The sequence below is a fragment of the Streptomyces caeruleatus genome, assembly GCF_001514235.1.
GTDB lineage: Bacteria > Actinomycetota > Actinomycetes > Streptomycetales > Streptomycetaceae > Streptomyces > Streptomyces caeruleatus.
This window is the reverse complement of the sequence record NZ_KQ948928.1, coordinates 619,168-638,672: the sequence shown is the minus strand read 5'-3', so window position 1 is coordinate 638,672 and position 19,505 is coordinate 619,168. Positions and strand designations below refer to the sequence as shown.

Sequence of the window (19,505 nt, the reverse complement as noted above, 5' to 3'; positions counted from 1 at the left end):
TGATCCCGATCGCGATCGGAATCACGAACTCGGTTCGAAATTACGGACAGAACGGTCTCGTATGCCCCGGATGTCTCAGCAGATGTCTCACACGCCCCTCAGGAAACGTCACAGATCGCTGATCCTCTGTGTGCTCGCCGCACTGCTGGCCCTGGTGGCGACCACCCAGCCGGCGACCGCGGCGGACGGCCGTCCGTACACGAACCCGCTGAAGTCGTTCAAGGGTGCCGACCCCTGGCTCCAGTACCACGACGGCAACTACTACCTGATCACCACGACGTTCACCGGCATCCTCGGCATCCGCAAGTCGCCGACCCTCGCGGGCCTCGCCACCGCGCCCAACGTGCAGGTGTACTCGGACACCACGTCGACCCGGAACACCAACTTCTGGGCGCCGGAGATGCATCTGTTCAACGGCCACTGGTACGTGTACTACTCGGCCGGCCAGGCGGGCGCCGCCTGCTGCGACTCCCAGCGCACCCATGTCCTGGAGAGCGCCGGCACCGACCCGATGGGCCCGTACACCTACAAGGGTTCGCTCACCGGGTCCAACCTCACGCCGGGCGGCTGGCTGATCGACGCGAGCGTGCTCCAGGCCGGCGACAAGCTGTACCTGCTGGGCAGCGGGTTCATCAACGGCAGCACCCAGAGCCTGGTGATCGCCCCGCTGAGCAATCCGTACACCCTGGCCAGTAACACCTTCACGATCATCTCCAGCCCGACCCTGGACTGGGAGCGCTCCGGCAGCCCGGTCAACGAGGGCCCCGAGCCGCTCTACCGGGGCGGCCGCACCTTCCTGACGTACTCGGCGAGTTCCTGCCAGACCGCCGACTACAAGCTCGGCCAGCTGGAGCTGACCGGCTCCGACCCGCTGAACCCGGCCTCGTGGACGAAGAAGCAGACCCCGGTCTTCCAGCGCAGTGACGCGAACAGCGTCTACGGCCCCGGCCACAACGGCTTCTTCACCTCGCCGGACGGCACCGAGAACTGGATCGTCTACCACGCCAACTCCGCGTCCAACGGCGGCTGCGGCAACGGACGCACCACCCGCGCCCAGGAGTTCACCTGGAACGCCGACGGCACCCCGAACTTCGGCGCCCCCGTCGCCCTCGGCACCACCCTGCCCGGCCCGTCCGGCGAGACGGCCGCGACGCCGGCGTCGTACACCCTGGTCAACCGCAACAGCGGCAAGTGCCTCGACGTGAACGGCGGAAACACCGCCGACGGCACCGACATCTCCCAGTGGACCTGTACCGGCGGGACCAACCAGAAGTGGAAGGTCGAGGACCTCGGCGACGACACCAACCGGCTGGTCAACGTCGCCACCGGCAAGGTGATGGACACCGCGGAGTGCTCCGCCGCCGACGGCGCCGTCATCCGCCAGTGGTCCTGGCTGAACAACAAGTGCCAGCGCTACCGCCTCGTCCACACCGCGAGCGGCGACTACGTCCGGATCGTCAACGAGTCCACCGGCAAGGTCGCCGACGTGGCCGACTGCGGCACGGCGAACGGCACGGACGTACGGCAGTGGACGTGGCTGAACAACAACTGCCAGCAGTGGAAGCTCGTCCCCACCACATGATCACCGCCCTCTGATCACCGCCCTCTGATCGCCCCCTGATCATCTCTCTGACCCGGAGAACTCCCTTGAGACGCATAGCCGTACGGCTGCTGATGGCCGTCCTCGTCGCCCTCGCGGCGTGCCTCGTCGGACCCGCCCCCGCCGCCCAGGCCGCCGTGCCCGACTCCCCCGCCGTGACCTACACCAACCCGATCGCGGAGAAGCGGGCCGACCCGCACATCTTCAAACACACCGACGGCTACTACTACTTCACCGCGACCGTCCCCGAGTACGACCGCATCGTGCTGCGCCGGGCGACCACCATCCAGGGCCTGTCGACGGCCCCCGAGACCACCATCTGGACCAAGCACGCCAGCGGTGTGATGGGCGCGCACATCTGGGCGCCGGAGATCCACTTCATCGACGGCAAGTGGTACGTCTACTTCGCCGCCGGGGCGACCAACGACATCTGGGCGATCCGGATGTACGTCCTGGAGGGCACCGGCGCGAACCCGCTGACCGCGACCTGGGCGGAGAAGGGGCAGATCAAGACCCAGTGGGAGAGCTTCTCGCTGGACGCCACGACCTTCGTGGTGAACGGTGTGCGCTATCTGTCCTGGGCCCAGCGCGACCCGTCCGTGAACAACAACACGGACATCTACCTCGCGAAGATGGCCAACCCCTGGACCATCACCGGCACTCCGGTGATGCTGTCGCGACCCACCCTCTCCTGGGAGACCGTCGGCTACAAGGTCAACGAGGGTCCGGCGGTGATCCAGCACGGCGGCAAGGTCTTCATGACGTACTCCGCCAGCGCCACCGACAGCAACTACTGCCTGGGTCTGCTGTCCGCCTCCGCGAGCGCGGACCTGCTCAACACGGCGAACTGGAGCAAGAGTTCCACGCCGGTGTTCACCAGCAACGCGAGCACGAGCCAGTACGGGCCGGGCCACAACTCGTTCACCGTCTCCGAGGACGGCAAGTCCGACATCCTCGTCTACCACGACCGCAGCTACAAGGACATCACCGGCGACCCGCTCAACGACCCCAACCGCCGCACCCGCGTGCAGAAGCTGTACTGGAAGGCCGACGGCACCCCCGACTTCGGCATCCCGGTGGCCGACGGGGTCACGCCGCAGCGCTTCTCGTCGTACAACTTCGCGGACCGCTTCATCCGGCACTGGGAGTACCGCGCCCGCATCGAGGCCAATGTCTCCCCGCTCGCGGACTCGCAGTTCCGGGTGGTCACGGGTCTGACCGGCAGCGGCACGGTGTCGCTGGAGTCGGCCAACTTCCCCGGCTACTACCTGCGGCACAAGAACTTCGCGGTGTGGCTGGAGAAGAACGACGGCACCGCGCAGTTCGCGTCCGACGCCAGCTTCCACAAGCGGGCCGGGCTGGCCGACTCGGCGGGCGTCTCGTACGAGTCGTACAACTTCCCCGGCCGCTACGTCCGGCACTACGACTACCTGCTCCAGGTGCAGGCGCCGAGCACAGCGACGGACCGGGCGGACGCCACGTTCTACGCGCAGTAAACCCGCAGGTCAGGCCGGAGTCTTGACTATGCATGACATGTATACTCGCCATGCATAGTCGCGCATGCCTTTCCGATCAACAAGATGAAGAAACGTTGGGTCTGGTTGTGTGCCGCTGCCGTTCTGGTGGCGGCCGCTTCCTTGGTGGCCTTCACGCAGTACGTGCGCCTGGACACCACGTCGCCCGGCGAAGCCCGGGCACAGGCCACGTCCCACACCAAGGCCGCCCGCCTCGGCACCGTCGACTGCCGCAAGGCGAGCGCAGCGAATGGGGGCACCCCCTCTGGGGGAGCGTCGCGCTGACCTTCGACGCCGGACCCAGCGAGCACTCGGCCCGACTGCTCGACATCCTCAAGGACAAGCAGGTCCCCGCGACCTTCTTCCTCATGGGCAGGAACCACATCGCCAAGTACCCGGAGCTCGTCAGACGCATGGCCGACGAGGGCCATGAGGTGGCCAACCACACCTGGAACCACCACCGGCTCACCGAGCTGGAGCCGGACGAGATACGTGAGGAACTGGACCGCCCCAACAAGGAGATAGAGCGCCTCATCGGACGGCGCCCCACACTGATGCGCCCGCCGCAGGGCCGGACCAACGACACGGTGCACGAGATCTGCCGCGAACTCGGCATGGCCGAGGTCCTGTGGAGCGTGACCGCCAAGGACTACGCGACCAAGGACTCCGCCCTCATCCACCAGCGCGTCGTCGCCCAGACGGACCGCGACGGCATCATCCTGCTGCACGACCTCTACGACGGCACCGTCCCGGCCGTGCCCGGGATCATCGACGCGCTGAAGGCCCGCGGCTTCGTGCTCGTGACCGTGCCGCAGTTGCTCGCGCCGGGGGAAGCCGAGGCCGGGAAGGTGTACCGGTAGGACCGGGCGCCCCGGGGCCGACCGAGCCTACGACCAGGTCCGATTCCCTAAGATCCCCTCGTGGCGAACTTCCAGCTCGAACGCACGGCTCCGCTCCCCCTCGACGAGGCCTGGCGCCGCCTCACGCAGTGGCCCCGCCACGCCCGGGCCGTCCCCCTGACCCGCATCGAGGTCACCCCCTGCGCACCCACCCACGAGGGCACCCTCGTCGTGGCCCGCACCGGCATCGGCCCCCTCTCCTTCGCCGACCCGATGGAGGTCACGGTGTGGCAGCCACCGGGCGACGACACGCCGGGGCTGTGCCGGCTGGAGAAGCGGGGCCGGGTGGTCAGGGGCTGGGCCGAGATCGAGGTACGGCCCGGGCCGGGCGGGCGTGCGCGGGTGGTGTGGCGGGAGGAGATCGGCGTGCGGGGCCTGCCGGGGGGATGGGACGGGGTGCTTGGGCCGGTGGGGCGGTATGTGTTCGGGCGGGCTGTGAATCGGTTGCTTCGGGGAGGCTGAGAGGGCGGGGCGCCGGGGGTGTGGTCCGCGGGGTTGCCTGGCTGGTGACCGTGTCAGAGTGAAGGCATGGCGACGACTGAGGCAACGGGGTTGGCGGCGGGCGAAGTTGAGGCGTTGGCCGTGGAGGGGCTGCGGTGGCTGGTGTCCGTCGCGCGGGACGACGGGGGTGAGGGCGGGATCGGGTGGCCGGTCAGGGCCTCCGACGGCGGGCTGGAACCCATGCTCTACAACGGCACGGCCGGAGTCGTTCCGGTCCTCCTGGAGGCCTGGCGGCATTTCGGTGACGACTCCTACGCGGATGTCGCCCTGCGCGCCGCCCGTGGGCTGGCGGGGGCCGTGGAGAGTGTGGAGGACGACTCCCTGTACTTCGGACGCATCGGGATGGCCCTGGTGCTGCGGGCCGTCCACGACGACCTGGGCGACACCGCGGCCGGCCACGCGGCGGACCGGGCTGTGGGGCTGGTGCGGTCGCGGTTCGACGGGGAGCGCTGGGGTGAGCTGTACGAGCTGATGGGCGGCAACGCGGGTATCGGGCTGGGGGCGCTTCTGCTCGGGGCGGAGGATCTGGCCGTCCAGGCGGTGGAGCCCTACGCCCGCAGTGCCGAGCAGACCCCTGCGGGGGTGCGGTGGCAGTTCCGGCCCGGCGCACCCGGGCGTATGCACCACATCTCGCACGGCACGCTCGGCATCGTGTACGGGCTGGCCGCGGTCGGCCACGCGACCGGGCGCGAGGACCTCGTCGAGCTCGCGCTGGCCGGTGCGGCGGACGTCGTGTCACGCGGCGAGGGCGGGCCCGACGGGTTTCTCGTTCCGCACTCCGACCCGCACCACCGCCCCGACGTCGTCGAGCGGTACAACTACGGCTGGTGTCACGGGCCGAGCGGTGACGCCCAGGTCTTCCGGCTGCTGAGGGACCTGTTCGGTGACTCGGCCCCCTGGCCGGCCCTCGCCGACCGCTGCTGGCACACCGTCAGGCACTCCGGTGTGCCGCGTCGGCTGCGTCCGGGGTTCTGGGACAACAACGGCCGTTGCTGCGGTACGGCGGGCGTGCTGGCGCTGGCCTGCGACCGGATCGCCGAGCAGGGCGACTCCCCCGAGTTCGCCGACGTCCTCGTCGCCGACATCGCCTCGCACGCCGTCCGCGACGCCGCGGGCGCCCGCTGGTCGAACGTCGAGCACCGCGCCGACCCGACCGACCTCGAACCGGAGACCGGCTGGGCGATGGGCAACGCGGGCATCGTGCGCGAACTCCTCCGTTACACCAGGATCAGCCGGGGCGGCGAGCCCGCCTACGCCTTCGCCTGGCCCGACCAGCCGGCGCCGCGGGCCTAGGCCCTGTCTGGGGCTCTGTCGCGAAGGTGGCCTCGTATCACCAGGCCGGACGCGGTGGTGTCGCCGGCGGTTGTGCGGTGAGGCGGGTCAGGGCTGCGTGTACCGCCGCCTCCAGGTGGGGGTCTCGGTTCTGGAGCCAGTCCTCGGGGGTGCAGGGGACTTCGATGTCCGGTGCGATCCCGTGGTTCTCGGCGTGCCAGCCCTGGTGGGTCAGCCAGTAGGCCTCGCGCGGGAGGATGAGGCCGGTGCCGTCGGCGAGGGAGAAGTTCCAGTCCATCACGTTCACGCCGCCCCAGGTGCGGTTGCCGACGACCGGGCCGATGCCGAGGGCCTTGACGGCGGCGGTGGCCACGTCCCCGTCCGAACCGGTGAACATGGCGTCCGGAGGACAGTTCCAGCATGCGTTCGGTGCATTCGCCGAGAGTTTCCTCGTGGCTGCAGTGCGGGCATGACGGGTGGGCGACCAGGGGTTCCCGTGTGCTCTTCCGGGAAGAGCTCGACGGGCGGATCCCCCTGCGCGGCCGACGTTTCCGTGGTTTCCGTCCGCGCGATCCTGAGCTGGAGACAGTGCCGGCATGCGTCACCCGTCACGCCTTGCCGCACCAGTGGGCCGAGCAGCAGTCGGTCGGCTCTCGCGTCCCCGGCGAGGAACAGCAGTCCGCGCTGCGCGGCGTGGTCGGCGAGGGCGGCGACGAGACCGGCCGACGGGCCTTGCGGGAGGACGAGGAGGGCGGCGGGGCGCCAGCTCGCGGCTCGCCCGAGGACGGCCGCGTCGTCCTGCCCGGGGAACAGTTCCAGGCCGTCGGGGGCGTCGTCGACGGAGCCGCACAGGGCCACCTGCCGCACACCGTTGCGCAGCAGCAGACGTACCGCCGACGCGGCGGCGGGGCCTTCGCCGATCGCCAGCACCCTGGCCTCCCTGACCTTCCGGAAGGCGGCCTGCGGCGTGTCCGTGTGATGTGCGAGGAAGGAGATCTGCTCGGCGAACCGGGCTCGGGTCCGCGTCCAGCAGTCCCTCCGGCTCGACGCGGCGAACCCGGAGGAAGCCGCTGCGCACCAGCTGGGCGAGCAGCCGCCGCACCGCCGCCGTCCGCTCCGCGTCGAGCCCGGCGCACAGGCGCTCGGCCGTGCATCCGACGGAGAGCGCGGGTGCTAATGCCGTGAGCCAGCGGTAGGCGGATTTCCCTTTCAGAAAGAAATCCTCACCTCCTCCTCTGAGCAGCACCCCTTCGGGCGTTTCGAGAAATGCGGCGTCCTGCCTCAGGAACAGCTCTTCGCTGTCCAAGAATCCCCCTCGTTCTCATTCTCATTCTCAGGAAAACGTGTACGCGCCGATGGGCGTCGTACGGCGACTCGCGCCGTTACGCCACCGAGCCGATCCGCCCCGCGGGCCGCCCGGCCGCGTCGTGATGGATCGGTGTGTGAGCCCCCGTCAGGGACACCCCGCTGCCGCCCCGCCGGCTCGCGACGATCTCCGCGGCGATCGACAGGGCCGTCTCCTCCGGGGTGCGGGCGCCGAGGTCCAGTCCGATGGGGGACCTGAGCCGGGCCAGCTCCAGTTCGCTCACGCCGACTTCCCTGAGCCGGTCGTTGCGGTCCAGGTGGGTGCGGCGGGAGCCCATCGCGCCGACGTACGCGACCGGCAGCCGCAGCGCGAGCCGGAGCAGGGGTACGTCGAACTTGGCGTCGTGGGTGAGGACGCACAGGACCGTCCGGGCGTCGACGGACGTCCGCTCCAGGTACTTGTGCGGCCACTCGACGACGATCTCGTCGGCCTCCGGGAAGCGGGCCTTCGTCGCGAAGACCGGGCGGGCGTCGCACACGGTCACGTGGTAGTTCAGGAACTTGCCGACGCGCACCAGCGCCGACGCGAAGTCGATGGCGCCGAAGACGATCATCCGGGGCGCCGGGACCGAGGACTCGACGAGGACCGTGAGCGGGGCGCCGCAGCGCGAGCCCTGTTCGCCGATCTCCAGGGTGCCGGTGCGGCCCGCGTCCAGGAGGGCGCCGGCCTCCGCCGCGACCGTACGGTCCAGTTCGGGGTGGGCGCCGAAGCCGCCGTCGTAACCGCCGTCGGGGTCGACGAGCAGAGCGTGGCCCATCAGTTCGGCCGGCCCGGACACGATCCGGGCCACGGCCGCCGTCTCCCCGCTCGCGGCCGCCCGCAGCGCGGCCGCGAGAACCGGGCGGTACGGGTCGGCGGCCCGTACCGGCGTGACGAGGATGTCGATGATGCCGCCGCAGGTCAGTCCGACCGCGAAGGCGTCGTCGTCGCTGTAGCCGAAGCGCTCCAGGACCGTCTCGCCGTCCCGCAGCGCCTGTTGGCACAGCTCGTACACCGCGCCCTCCACACAGCCGCCGGAGACCGAGCCGATGGCCGTGCCGTCGGCGTCCACCGCGAGCGCGGCACCGGGTTGCCGGGGTGCGCTGCCGCCGACCGCCACCACGGTGGCCACGGCGAAGTCACGTCCCTGCTCGACCCACCGGTGCAGCTCTTCGGCGATGTCCAGCATCTGTCGGTCTCCTTAAGGCGGTTGTGTGGAGGGCGATTCCCGGTTGCCGGGAGGCGCCTAGTGCACGCCCATCCAGCTCTCAATGGGATTGAGGGCGAAATAGACGATGAAGATGCCTGTCAGGGCCCACATGAAGGCCCCGATCTCCCGCGCCTTGCCCTGCGCGATCTTGATGGCGACGTAGGAGATGACGCCGGCCGCGACACCGGCCGTGATCGAGTAGGTGAACGGCATGAGCACGACGGTGAGGAACACCGGGATCGCGGTGGCCCGGTCGGCCCAGTCCACGTGCCGCGCGTTCATCATCATCATGGCGCCGATCACCACCAGGGCGGCGGCCGCGACCTCGCCCGGCACGATCGCCGTGAGCGGGGTGAAGAACAGACAGGCCGCGAAGAACAGGCCGGTGACGACCGAGGAGAGACCCGTGCGGGCGCCCTCGCCCACGCCGGTCGCCGACTCGACGAACACCGTCTGGCCCGACGCGCCCGCCACGCCTCCGATCGCACCGCCCGCGCCGTCGATGAACAGCGCCTTGGACAGGCCCGGCATCCGGCCCTTGTCGTCGGCGAGCTTGGCCTCGGTGCCGACGCCGATGATCGTCGCCATCGCGTCGAAGAACCCGGCGAGCACGAGCGTGAACACGATCATGCCGACCGTCATCGCGCCGACCTCGCCCCAGCCGCCGAACTCGACGTTGCCGAAGATCGAGAAGTCGGGCATGGACACCGCGCTGCCGTGCAGTTCGGGTGCGGCGCCGCCCGCCCACTGCTTGGGGTCGATGACGTCGAAGGCGTTGAGGGCGACGGCGAGGACGGTGCCGCCGACGATGCCGATCAGGATGGCGCCGGGGACGCCGCGCGCCTGGAGCATGAAGATCGCGAGCAGCGTGACGGCGAAGAGCAGCACCGGCCAGCCGGCCAGTTCACCGGCCGGGCCGAGGGTGACCAGGGTGGACTCGCCCTGGTGCACGAAACCGGCCTTGGCGAAGCCGATCAGCGCCACGAACAGGCCGATGCCCATGGTGATCGCGTGCTTCAGCGCCAGCGGGATCGCGTTCATGATCATCTCGCGCAGGCCGGTGACGACCAGCAGCATGATGACCACGCCGTACATCACACACATGCCCATGGCCTGCGGCCACGTCATCTGCGGGGCGACCTGCGAGGCGAGGACGCCGGAGACGGACAGGCCCGCGGCGAGGGCCAGCGGCACCTTGCCGAAGAAGCCCATCAGGAGCGTGGTGAAGGCCGCCGCGAACGCGGTCGCGGTGATGAGGGCCTTCTGGGCGAGCATGTCCCCGGCGACGTCCTTGCCGGACAGGATCAACGGGTTGAGCAGGAGGATGTACGCCATCGCCATGAAGGTGGTGACGCCGCCGCGCACCTCACGCGCGACCGTGGATCCTCGGTGGGATATGTGGAAGTACCGGTCGAGCCACGACCTGCCGGCCGGGACGCGGGTTCCTTCTCCCGCGTCTTCGGCCGACGTCGTCGGCTCCAGTGACTGCTGGGTCATGTGGGGCCTACTCCCAAGGTTCAAAGGGGCACCCGCGCGGCCGCCCTGACGGCAGCGGGATTTGGGAAGGTGCTTCGGCCGCACGACCCGGGGGACGGCCCGAGACGAACGATTCAGGATCCGGTGAACGGCATCCGTGGTGCTGGTACTTGCTGGGGAGTCAAGTGCCGCGAGCGGTGCGGTACTTGGTTCCTCCGGGCGGCGCGGCGAAGTGTGACGTTCCCGGCGCCGCCCGGAGAGCTTTGCTACGCCGTTCCGGTGAGGTGCTCCGGACGTACCGGCGTGCGGTTGAGCTCCAGCCCGGTCGCGTTCCGGATCGCCGCGAGGACGGCCGGGGTCGACGACAGGGTGGGGGCCTCGCCGATGCCCCGCAGCCCGTACGGGGCGTGGTCGTCGGCGAGTTCGAGCACGTCGACGGGGATGATCGGCGTGTCGAGGATCGTGGGGAGCAGGTAGTCCGTGAAGGACGGGTTCCTGACCTTCGCGGTCTTGGGGTCGACGATGATCTCCTCCATCACCGCGACGCCCATGCCCTGGAGCGTGCCGCCCTGGATCTGGCCGATGACGGACAGCGGGTTGAGCGCCTTGCCGACGTCCTGGGCGCAGGCCAGCTCGATCACCTTGACCAGGCCGAGTTCGGTGTCGACCTCGACGACGGCGCGGTGCGCGGCGAAGGAGTACTGGACGTGGCCGTTGCCCTGGCCGGTGCGCAGGTCGAAGGCCTCGGTGGGGCGGTGCCGCCACTCGGCCTCAACCTCGACGCTCTCGCCTTCGAGTACGTCGACGAGGTCGGCGAGCACTTCGCCGCCGTCGGTGACGACCTTGCCGCCCTCCAGGAGCAGCTCGGCGGTGGCCCAGGCGGGGTGGTAGGAGCCGAACTTGCGGCGCCCGATCTCCAGGACCTTCTCGCGGACCAGCTCGCAGGAGTTCTTGACGGCGCCGCCGGTGACGTACGTCTGCCGGGAGGCGGACGTCGAACCGGCCGAGCCGACCTGGGTGTCCGCGGGGTGGATGGTGACCTGGGTGACGCCCAGCTCGGTGCGGGCGATCTGCGCGTGGACGGTGACGCCGCCCTGGCCGACCTCGGCCATCGCGGTGTGCACGGTGGCGACGGGCTGGCCGGCGATGACCTCCATGCGCACCTTGGCGGTGGAGTAGTCGTCGAAGCCCTCGGAGAAACCGACGTTCTTGATGCCGACCGCGTAGCCGACACCCCGGACGACGCCTTCACCGTGCGTGGTGTTGGACAGACCGCCCGGCAGCTGCCGTACGTCCGAGCCCTCGCTGGACTCCCACTGGCGCTCGGGAGGCAGCGGCATCGCCTTGACGCGGCGCAGCAGTTCGGCGACCGGGGCCGGCGAGTCGACGGGCTGGCCCGTCGGCATGATCGTGCCCTGCTCCATCGCGTTGAGCTGCCGGAACGCCACCCGGTCCATACCGACGGCGTCGGCGAGCTTGTCCATCTGCGCCTCGTAGGCGAAGCACGCCTGGACCGCGCCGAAGCCGCGCATGGCGCCGCAGGGCGGGTTGTTGGTGTAGAGGGCGATGGCCTCGATGTCGACGTCGTCGACCACGTACGGGCCGATCGACAGCGAGGAGGCGTTGCCGACGACGGCCGGGGAGGCGGAGGCGTACGCGCCGCCGTCCAGCACGATCCGGCACTTCACGTGGGTGAGCTTGCCGTCCTTCGTGGCGCCGTGCTCGTAGTAGAGCTTGGCGGGGTGGCGGTGGACGTGCCCGAAGAAGGACTCGAAGCGGTTGTAGACGATCTTGACCGGTTTGCCGGTGCGCATCGCCAGCAGACAGGCGTGGATCTGCATCGACAGGTCCTCGCGGCCGCCGAAGGCACCGCCGACGCCGGAGAGCGTCATGCGGACCTTGCGCTCGGGCAGGCCGAGGACCGGCGCGATCTGCTTCAGGTCGGAGTGCAGCCACTGGGTGGCGATGTAGAGGTGGACGCCACCGTCCTCGTCCGGCACGGCGAGACCCGACTCGGGGCCGAGGAAGGCCTGGTCCTGCATGCCGAAGGTGTACTCGCCCTTGACGACGAAGTCGGCCCGCTCGGCGGCCGCCGCCGCGTCGCCGCGGAGGATCGGCTGGCGGTGGACGATGTTGGGGTGCGGGACGTGGCCGCTGTGGTGGTCGTCGCGGCCCTCGTGGACGAGGATCGCGTCCGGGGCGGTCGCGGAGGCCTCGTCGGTGATGACGGGCAGCTCGCGGTAGTCGACCTTGATCTTGGCGGCGGCGCGGCGCGCCGTCTCCGGGTGGTCGGCGGCGACGATCGCAACCGGCTCACCGTGGTGGCGTACCTTGCCGTGGGCGAGGACCGGGGTGTCCTGGATCTCCAGGCCGTAGTTCCGCACGTCGGTCGGCAGGTCGTCGTACGTCATGACGGCGTAGACACCGGCCATGGCGAGGGCCTCGCTCGTGTCGATGGACACGATCTCGGCGTGCGCGACGGTCGAGCGGAGGATCTGCCCCCAGAGCATGTCCTCGTGCCACATGTCGGACGAGTAGGCGAACTCGCCGGTGACCTTGAGGGTGCCGTCCGGGCGGAGGGTCGACTCACCGATGCCGCCCTTGGTCCGGGTCCCCTGGGTGATCTTCGTAGGAGCGCCGTTCGCGGGCATGCTCAGACCGCCTCTCCCTGCCGGGCGGCCGCGAGGCGGACCGCGTCCATGATCTTCTCGTAACCGGTGCAGCGGCACAGGTTGCCCGACAGCGCCTCGCGGATGTCCGCGTCGGTCGGGTTGGGGTTGCGCTCCAGCATCTCGTCGGCGGCGACCAGCAGTCCGGGCGTGCAGAAACCGCACTGGACGGCGCCGGCGTCGATGAACGCCTGCTGGACCGGGGACAGTTCGGTGCCCTCGCCGGTCTGCGAGTCCTGCCCCTTGGCCGCCCAGTGCTGAGCGTCCTGGAGCGAGGTCCCCGCCTTCCCGTCCGTACCGCAGGCCCCGGTCGCGCAACCACCGCGCTCGGCGCGCTGCTTGGCGAAGTCGGCGAGCCCCTCGACGGTCACGACCTCGCGGCCCTCGACCTGTCCGGCGGCGACGAGACACGCGCAGACGGGCTCCCCGTCGAGCCGGACCGTGCAGGACCCGCACTCGCCCTGCTCACAGGCGTTCTTCGAACCCGGCAGACCGAGCCGCTCGCGCAGCACGTACAGCAGGGACTCGCCCTCCCACACGTCGTCGGCTTCCTGCGGACGTCCGTTGACAGTGAAGTTGACGCGCATCAGGCGACACTCCCCTTCTGATTGGCACGGCCGTCAGTGCCGCGGTACGACTCCCAGGTCCAGGTCAGCGTGCGGCGCGCCATGACGCCGACCGCGTGGCGGCGGTAACTCGCCGTGCCCCGGACGTCGTCGATCGGGTTGCAGGCGCCGGAGCACAGCTCCGCGAACTGCTTGGCGACCGACGGGGTGATGATCTTGCCGTTGTCCCAGAAGCCGCCCTCTTCGAGCGCCGCGTTCAGGAACTCCTCGGCGGCCTTGGCCCGCACCGGCGTAGGGGCGGCCGAGCCGATCCCCGTACGCACGGTCCGCGTCTCGGGATGCAGCGCGAGCCCGAAGGCGCACACGGCGATGACCATGGCGTTCCTGGTCCCCACCTTGGAGTACTGCTGCGGCCCGTCGGCCTTCTTGATGTGCACGGCCCGGATGAGCTCATCCGCTGCCAGCGCGTTGCGCTTGACGCCGGTGTAGAACTCGTCGATCGGGATACGGCGGCTGCCGCGCACCGACTCGACCTCGACCTCGGCGCCCGCCGCGAGGAGGGCGGGGTGGGCGTCACCGGCCGGGGAGGCGGTGCCGAGGTTGCCGCCGACGCCGCCGCGGTTGCGGATCTGCGGGGAGGCGACCGTGTGCGAGGCCAGGGCGAGGCCCGGCAGCTCGGCACGCAGGTGCTCCATGATGCGGGTGTACGGGACGGAGGCCCCGAGCCGCACGCTGTCCTCGCCGACCTCCCACTCGTAGAGGTCGCCGATGCGGTTCAGGTCGAGGAGGTACTCGGGCCGGCGGTGGTCGAAGTTGATCTCGACCATCACATCGGTGCCACCCGCAATCGGCACAGCGGTGGGGTGCTCTGCCTTAGCGGCGAGCGCCTCCTCCCAGCTGGCGGGGCGAAGGAAGTCCATGACCGGCTCTCTTCTTCTTCGTCTCGTGGGTCGTACGGTTTGAGCCAGATCAGGTGCGGCGGGCCCGGCTCGTTCATGTGCTGTTAACGCGGATTGACGTCAGTACACAGCGCGCTGCTCCACCGGGGTCAGTCACGGAAACCATGAAGGAGTTGGCTGGCCAGCGCGGTCATCTTGTAGATTCGTATGAACGGGGGTCACCAGTAACCCCCACGTTTTCCTCTGGAAACATCCGATAGAGCCCTCTGGAAACATCCGGCACGAGGCTGTGACCTGGGACACCGTCCGAAAGACGACGAGCACCGCCCCCGGCGCCGCTCATCGGACCGCCGACCGGGCCTCACTCACAGACCCCTCAAGCTCATCAAGATTCATCGTAGATTTCGAGACAAAGAACGGCGGCGACGAGAATGCGGCTGCGCGCACTGCTGGACACCGACGCGCTGGGCCTCAAGCTGCTCGGCGGCGAGGACGAGCTGGACCGCACCGTGCGCGGTGTGATGACCACCGACCTCAGGGACCCCAGCCGCTACCTCTCCGGCGGCGAGCTGGTCCTCACGGGGCTGGCCTGGCGCCGCGACTCCGCGGACTCCGAGCCTTTCGTCCGCCTCCTGGCCCAGGCCGGCGTGGCGGCGCTGGGGGCCGGTGAGGCCGAGCTCGGCGACATCCCCGACGACCTGGTCCTGGCCTGCGCCCGCCACCGCCTCCCCCTGTTCGCGGTGCACGAGTCGGTGGCGTTCGCGACGATCACCGAGCATGTCGTACGGCAGGTCAGCGGCGAGCGGGCCGGTGACCTGGCGGCCGTGGTCGACCGGCACCGCCGGATGATGACCTCGGGCCCTGCGGGCGGCGGCCCGGACGTGGTCCTCGACCTCCTGGGCTCGGACCTGGACCTGCGGGCCTGGGTGCTGTCACCGACGGGCCGGCTCATCGCGGGCTCGGAGGTCGGCGGCCCGGCGCTGGCCCCCGAGGTGTGCGCGAGGCTGGCTGCGGAGCATCTGACGGCCGCCCGTACGGGCCGGCGCGGCCCCCACCGCCTGCCGCTGGGCAGCACGCAGTACTCGCTCTTCCCGATCCGCAGCACGGGCCGCTCGGCGCAGGCCGCGCGGGACGTGCGCGAGACGGTGCTGTCGGAGTGGCTGCTGGCCGTGGAGGCGGACGCGAGCGACTGGCCCGAGGAGCGCCTCGACCTCCTCCAGGGCGTCACCCAGCTGATCGCGGTGGAACGCGACCGGCGCGACGCCGCCCGCACGGTCCGCCGCCGCCTCGCCCAGGAGGTCCTGGAACTGGTCCAGACGGGCGCGGCACCCGCCGAGATCGCCGCCCGCCTGCGGGTGGCGGCCCCGGTCCTGCTGCCCGGCCTCGGCGCGGCCCCCCACTGGCAGGTGGTCGTGGCCCGAGTCGAGTGGGAGGACGGGGGCGACATCGAGGAGGGCCCGATCGCCCAGTCCCTCCTGGAGGAGATCCTGGTCGACCCGCTGGCCACCGGCCCCGAACCGTCCGACCGTATCGCCGTGGCCCACACCGGCGACGAGGCCATCGCCCTGGTCCCCCTCCCGGCGGTCTCCTCGGAGCACGACGGCTCGGAGACCGGCATCCTCGCCGACGCGCTCCTCGACTCGGTCCGTGACGCCCTGTCGGCGGGCCTGGACGGCGACGGCCGGGTCACGCTCGGCGTGAGCGCGGCGGTGCACTCCGCGGAGGGCCTGCGCGGCGCCCTGGAGGAGGCCCGGCACGCCCGCCGCGTGGCGGCCGCACGCCCGGGCAGGGTCTGCGCGGCGGGCCACCAGGAACTGGCCTCGCACGTCCTCCTGCTGCCCTTCGTCCCGGACGACGTACGCCGGGCCTTCACGGCCCGCCTCCTCGACCCGCTGCGCGACTACGACCGCCGCCACCGCGCCGAACTGATCCCGACCCTGGAGGCCTTCCTGGACTGCGACGGCTCCTGGACCCGCTGCGCGACCCGTCTCCACCTGCACGTCAACACACTGCGCTACCGAGTGGGCAGAATCGAGCAGTTGACGAGCCGGGACCTCTCCCGGCTGGAGGACAAACTCGATTTCTTCTTGGCATTGCGCATGAGTTGACCTCACCGGGCTCCCCCGCCGCATGGCACCAAGTGCCGCCCTCGTCCCACGACTTTGTGAAATCCTTCACCCACCCTCTTGGCCGAACCCGGCGATCCGTGCTGAGATGCCGCCACCACTCAACAGCTCGATGGCGTGCTCGGGGAGGGCAGGTGGCGCATACCGCCATGTCTGGTTACGGAACGACCGCCGGTGACGATCCACTCCAGACCGCGGTATGGCGGCTGCGCTCACGCGCGTGCTGGGCGGACGCGGCGGCCCTGCTACAGCCGGTGACCGCGCAGGCCGCGCTCCAGCGGGCCTCGCTGCTGGTGGAGCGCTGCCTCTACACCGAGCAGGGCTGGGAGGAGGCCGAGGACGCGCTCCGTACGGCCGAGGCGCTCGCCCACAGTGACGACGAGCGGGGCGCGGCCGCTTGTGAACGCGGGCAACTTGCCTACGCCGCCACGCTGCACTCGGTGCGCGATCGGGCCGACGAGGCGCGGGCCGCGTTGGGGCGGGCGGCGGCGCTGATCCCTCCGGGGGCTGCGGGCAGGGCTCTGCTGGACTTCCGCCGCGGGCTCCTGGCGGAGAACCTGGCGCGCTCCCCGCAGGCGGCCCGTGCGGCATACCGCCGGGCCCACGCGGGTGCGACGGCCCATGCCGACCCCCTTCTCCTCTCCTTCACCTGGCGTCACCTCGCCGGACTCGCCCTGCGCGACGGCGAGTTGGCGGAGGCGCGGCACGGATTCGCCGAGTCCCTCCGCATCCGGGAGGAACTGGGCTACCTGGTGGGCACGGCGCCCGCGTTGGCGTCCCTGGCCGACGCGGAGACCGAACCCGAGGCGGCCCGACTGCGCAACGAGGCCCGCCGCCTCTTCCACCTCCTCGGCGGCGTCCCCACCTGGCTGGCCCGCCAACTCGCCCCAACGCCACCCGCCGCCGCCTAACCCCCCCCTTCCTCGCCCCCGCCGCCCCTACCCATCCCATCCCCAGGGGCTCCGCCCCTTCCACCCCACCAGGGGGCTCCGCCCCCTGGACCCCCATCGGCCTGAACGGCCTCGTCCTCAAACGCCGGACGGGCTGAAGGGGGGCCCGGGGCCGCGTAGTCCCCTGCGGGTGGGTGGGGGCTGGGGACGGTCTTGTCCTCAAACGCCGGACGGGCTGAAAGATCCGGACCGGCAAATTGGGGACGGTTTTGCCCTCGGACGCCGGACGGGCTGAAAGTGCCCGGACCAGCCTCGCCCCCAGCGGGTGGATGGGGGCTAGGGACGACCTCGCCCTCAAACGCCGGACGGGCTGAAAGATCCGGACCGGCAAGTTGGGGACGGTTTTGCTCTCGGACGCCGGACGGGCTGGAAGTGCCTGGGGGGGGCGGCGTACCCCCACCGGGCCGCGGTCGCCGACGGCGGGAAGGGGACGTGTCGGGGGGTGTCCGCCCGCAGAGTCCGGTGTCAAGAAGCGGCACCTCTCGCGCAAGTCCAAGCACCGGACGGAGGGACGGACACCCCCGGCGCGGCCCGACCCACCGACGGACGCACCGCGCTACGCGAACCCCACCCAGCCGCAACGGGCCGCCGCAGGCATCGTCACCCCGCGAAGTGCTCCCCCACGAGCACCCGCACCACATCCACATCCCCGGCGATCAACGCGTCCAGCAGCGCCGAGTGTTCCGTCGCGTCCGCGAGGAGGTCGATGCGGCTGCGGGTGGAGATCTCCAGGGGCCACTGGGCCCGCCGGTGGAGGTCGTCGGCGATCTGGACGAGTTGTTCGTTGCCGCACAGGGACAGCACAGCGCGATGGAAGGTCCGGTCGGCCTCCGCGTACGTCGCCCGGCATCCAGTGGACGCGGCCCGGACGGTCGCCTCGGCCAACGGCCTTAGTTCCGCCCAGCGTTCGGCGGAGACCGTACGCGCCAGCCGCAGCATCACCGGAACCTCGATCAACGCCCGCACCTCGGCGAGCTCCGCCAGCTCCCGAGCACCCCGCTCGACCACCCGGAACCCCCGGTTGGGAACGACCTCGACGGCCCCTTCCTGGGCGAGCTGCTGCATCGCCTCCCGCACAGGCGTCGCGGAGACGCCGAAACGCTCCCCGAGCGCGGGCGCCGAGTAGACCACCCCGGGCGTCAGCTCCCCGGTGACCAGCGCGGTGCGCAGCGCGTCGAGGATCTGCCCCCGCACGGAGGCCCGCTGCACCACAGCACGCGGCACCGGCACCGCCACCGACGCCGGCATCGGCGGTTCGCTGTGGATGTGCTCACCCCGAGCCGTCGGCACCGAGACGTCCCGGCCCCGCTCCACACCCCCGACCCGCCCCTGCGACGGCACCCGCGCGGCCCCGTCCTCCCCCGACACCTGCGGAATCCCCGTCGCCGCGGAGCCCTGCGCGCCCTGCTTCACGGGTCCTCCTCCGGACGTGTCGGTACTTGGGGTCATTACGGCGTCTTGTTACTCGCCCGTCAAGCACCTTAGGCGCAGAACGCGACAGTTCAAATCTCAGCGATCTTGGGTAAGGTAAGCCTTACCTTCAAAGCCTCGCGGATCGGCGGTCCAGTATGCCTGTGCCCCCCTCGGCCCTCACGGACGCGTACACCCGTCTCACCGAGGTCTTCCCGGGGCTGGGCATCACCCAGCTCACCCCGGACGCACAGCTCCCCCGACACGACGGCTGGATCACCGCCACCGCGCTCGCCGAAGGCGCAGCCGGCCTCGACGCCTTCCTGGCCTGGGACGACACACAGATACGGCGCGACTACGGACAGCCCGCACGCCCGGACGTCGTCGCCAGTTTCGGCCTGCACCGCTACGCCTGGCCCGTCTGCCTGCTGATCACGGTGCCCTGGTTCCTGCACCGCCGCGTCCCCCGCTTCCCCGTGACGCATGTCTCGTACGACCGCACGGCCCCCGGCCTCCCCCTGGGCCGCCTTGCGGCCCGCCCCACCACCTTCGCCTGCCTCCCGGACGACCCGGCCGCCGCCCTGCCCGGCGCGCGGGTCGTCCCCGACGAGGAGGCGCTGCGCACCGAGGTGCGGACCGCCGTCGCCGAGCACCTCGAACCCGTCCTCGCGGGGTTCGGCCCGCGCATGCGGCGCCGCGGGCGAGCGCTCTGGGGCATGGCGACCGACGAGGTCGTCGAGGGCCTGTGGTACGTCGCCCACCTGTTCGGCGACGGGGAGCAGAACCGGGCGCGGCGCGAACTGGAGCTGCTGCTGCCGGGCGCGACGAAGCCGTACGTCGGCTCGGCCGCGTTCCGCGAGCTCACCGGCCCGAACGGCGAGTCGCTGCCCACCCGGGACCGGGCGAGCTGCTGCATGTTCTACACACTGCGCCCCGAGGACACCTGCCCCACCTGCCCGCGCACCTGCGACGCCGACCGGGTCAGCAAGCTTCTGGCCACCGCCAGTTGAGGCACCCTCAGACACAGGCGTAAGCCACCGTGTCGTAAGATCACCCGCGAGCAGGACA

At 70.8% G+C, this 19,505-nt stretch carries 14 protein-coding genes and 1 pseudogene; 8 read left to right on the top strand and 7 right to left on the bottom strand.

Annotation, left to right across the window (positions count from 1 at the left end; genetic code table 11):
* Window positions 1-82: 82 nt before the first annotated feature.
* The 5 genes and pseudogenes from AQJ67_RS18245 (at window position 83) to AQJ67_RS18225 (ending at window position 5,807) form a co-directional block, all read left to right on the top strand.
* Window positions 83-1,582 (top strand): family 43 glycosylhydrolase, encoded by a 1,500-nt coding sequence (locus tag AQJ67_RS18245; protein ID WP_062719986.1) that lies wholly within the window; start codon window positions 83-85, stop codon window positions 1,580-1,582.
* Between the two features lie 92 nt (window positions 1,583-1,674).
* Window positions 1,675-3,096, top strand: a complete 1,422-nt coding sequence (locus AQJ67_RS18240) for a family 43 glycosylhydrolase (protein ID WP_062719981.1) — start codon at window positions 1,675-1,677, stop codon at window positions 3,094-3,096.
* 84 nt (window positions 3,097-3,180) lie between these two features.
* Window positions 3,181-3,974: pseudogene (locus AQJ67_RS18235) on the top strand (polysaccharide deacetylase family protein).
* Window positions 3,975-4,034: 60 nt separating this feature from the next.
* Window positions 4,035-4,475 carry a hypothetical protein gene (locus AQJ67_RS18230; RefSeq protein WP_062719979.1) on the top strand — a complete coding sequence of 147 codons (441 nt, stop codon included), beginning with the start codon at window positions 4,035-4,037 and terminating at the stop codon, window positions 4,473-4,475.
* A gap of 66 nt (window positions 4,476-4,541) precedes the next feature.
* Window positions 4,542-5,807 (top strand): lanthionine synthetase LanC family protein, encoded by a 1,266-nt coding sequence (locus tag AQJ67_RS18225; protein ID WP_062719977.1) that lies wholly within the window; start codon window positions 4,542-4,544, stop codon window positions 5,805-5,807.
* Between the two features lie 37 nt (window positions 5,808-5,844).
* Here AQJ67_RS18225 and AQJ67_RS47690 read toward each other — a convergent pair whose 3' ends face one another.
* From AQJ67_RS47690 to AQJ67_RS18195, 6 genes are all read right to left on the bottom strand, one after another.
* Window positions 5,845-6,183 (bottom strand): S41 family peptidase, encoded by a 339-nt coding sequence (locus AQJ67_RS47690; RefSeq protein WP_062719976.1) that lies wholly within the window; start codon window positions 6,181-6,183, stop codon window positions 5,845-5,847.
* Window positions 6,184-7,168: 985 nt separating this feature from the next.
* Window positions 7,169-8,320, bottom strand: coding sequence for an XdhC family protein (locus tag AQJ67_RS18215; RefSeq protein ID WP_062719974.1), 1,152 nt, complete (start codon window positions 8,318-8,320; stop codon window positions 7,169-7,171).
* A 57-nt stretch (window positions 8,321-8,377) separates the two neighbouring features.
* Window positions 8,378-9,838: an NCS2 family permease gene (locus AQJ67_RS18210; protein ID WP_062719972.1), complete on the bottom strand. Its 1,461-nt coding sequence runs from the start codon at window positions 9,836-9,838 to the stop codon at window positions 8,378-8,380.
* A 245-nt stretch (window positions 9,839-10,083) separates the two neighbouring features.
* Entirely contained in the window at window positions 10,084-12,468 is a 2,385-nt protein-coding gene (locus tag AQJ67_RS18205) for a xanthine dehydrogenase family protein molybdopterin-binding subunit (protein WP_062719969.1), read from the bottom strand.
* A gap of 2 nt (window positions 12,469-12,470) precedes the next feature.
* Complete coding sequence (locus AQJ67_RS18200; protein ID WP_062719967.1) at window positions 12,471-13,073, bottom strand: (2Fe-2S)-binding protein; 603 nt, start codon at window positions 13,071-13,073, stop codon at window positions 12,471-12,473.
* Entirely contained in the window at window positions 13,073-13,972 is a 900-nt protein-coding gene (locus AQJ67_RS18195) for an FAD binding domain-containing protein (protein ID WP_062719965.1), read from the bottom strand. Before AQJ67_RS18195 ends, AQJ67_RS18200 begins: the two co-directional genes overlap by 1 nt.
* Window positions 13,973-14,382: 410 nt before the next feature.
* On the opposite strand from AQJ67_RS18195, the gene AQJ67_RS18190 reads away from it, so the two are divergent.
* Together AQJ67_RS18190 and AQJ67_RS18185 are read left to right on the top strand one after the other, a co-directional pair.
* Window positions 14,383-16,059, top strand: coding sequence for a PucR family transcriptional regulator (locus AQJ67_RS18190; RefSeq protein WP_062719963.1), 1,677 nt, complete (start codon window positions 14,383-14,385; stop codon window positions 16,057-16,059).
* 152 nt (window positions 16,060-16,211) lie between these two features.
* A complete protein-coding gene (locus AQJ67_RS18185) occupies window positions 16,212-16,988 on the top strand; it encodes a hypothetical protein (protein WP_062719961.1) in 777 nt (258 codons plus the stop codon).
* A 639-nt stretch (window positions 16,989-17,627) separates the two neighbouring features.
* Here the strand turns inward: AQJ67_RS18185 and AQJ67_RS18180 are convergent.
* Window positions 17,628-18,440 (bottom strand): GntR family transcriptional regulator, encoded by an 813-nt coding sequence (locus AQJ67_RS18180; protein ID WP_062719959.1) that lies wholly within the window; start codon window positions 18,438-18,440, stop codon window positions 17,628-17,630.
* A 155-nt stretch (window positions 18,441-18,595) separates the two neighbouring features.
* On the opposite strand from AQJ67_RS18180, the gene AQJ67_RS18175 reads away from it, so the two are divergent.
* The gene (locus AQJ67_RS18175; protein WP_062719957.1) at window positions 18,596-19,447 is read left to right on the top strand and encodes a (2Fe-2S)-binding protein; all 852 of its coding nucleotides are present in this window, start codon (window positions 18,596-18,598) and stop codon (window positions 19,445-19,447) included.
* The last annotated feature ends 58 nt before the right edge of the window (window positions 19,448-19,505 follow it).

Bases quoted from the DNA above. Each gene is read 5' to 3' on its own strand.
- AQJ67_RS18225 (WP_062719977.1), top strand. From the start codon at position 4,542: ATGGCGACGACTGAGGCAACGGGGTTGGCGGCGGGCGAAGTTGAGGCG.
- AQJ67_RS47690 (WP_062719976.1), bottom strand. From the start codon at position 6,183: ATGTTCACCGGTTCGGACGGGGACGTGGCCACCGCCGCCGTCAAGGCC.
- AQJ67_RS18210 (WP_062719972.1), bottom strand. From the start codon at position 9,838: ATGACCCAGCAGTCACTGGAGCCGACGACGTCGGCCGAAGACGCGGGA.
- AQJ67_RS18175 (WP_062719957.1), top strand. From the start codon at position 18,596: ATGCCTGTGCCCCCCTCGGCCCTCACGGACGCGTACACCCGTCTCACC.
- AQJ67_RS18240 (WP_062719981.1), top strand. From the start codon at position 1,675: ATGGCCGTCCTCGTCGCCCTCGCGGCGTGCCTCGTCGGACCCGCCCCC.
- AQJ67_RS18195 (WP_062719965.1), bottom strand. From the start codon at position 13,972: ATGGACTTCCTTCGCCCCGCCAGCTGGGAGGAGGCGCTCGCCGCTAAG.
- AQJ67_RS18190 (WP_062719963.1), top strand. From the start codon at position 14,383: ATGCGGCTGCGCGCACTGCTGGACACCGACGCGCTGGGCCTCAAGCTG.
- AQJ67_RS18200 (WP_062719967.1), bottom strand. From the start codon at position 13,073: ATGCGCGTCAACTTCACTGTCAACGGACGTCCGCAGGAAGCCGACGAC.
- AQJ67_RS18205 (WP_062719969.1), bottom strand. From the start codon at position 12,468: ATGCCCGCGAACGGCGCTCCTACGAAGATCACCCAGGGGACCCGGACC.
- AQJ67_RS18215 (WP_062719974.1), bottom strand. From the start codon at position 8,320: ATGCTGGACATCGCCGAAGAGCTGCACCGGTGGGTCGAGCAGGGACGT.
- AQJ67_RS18245 (WP_062719986.1), top strand. From the start codon at position 83: ATGTCTCACACGCCCCTCAGGAAACGTCACAGATCGCTGATCCTCTGT.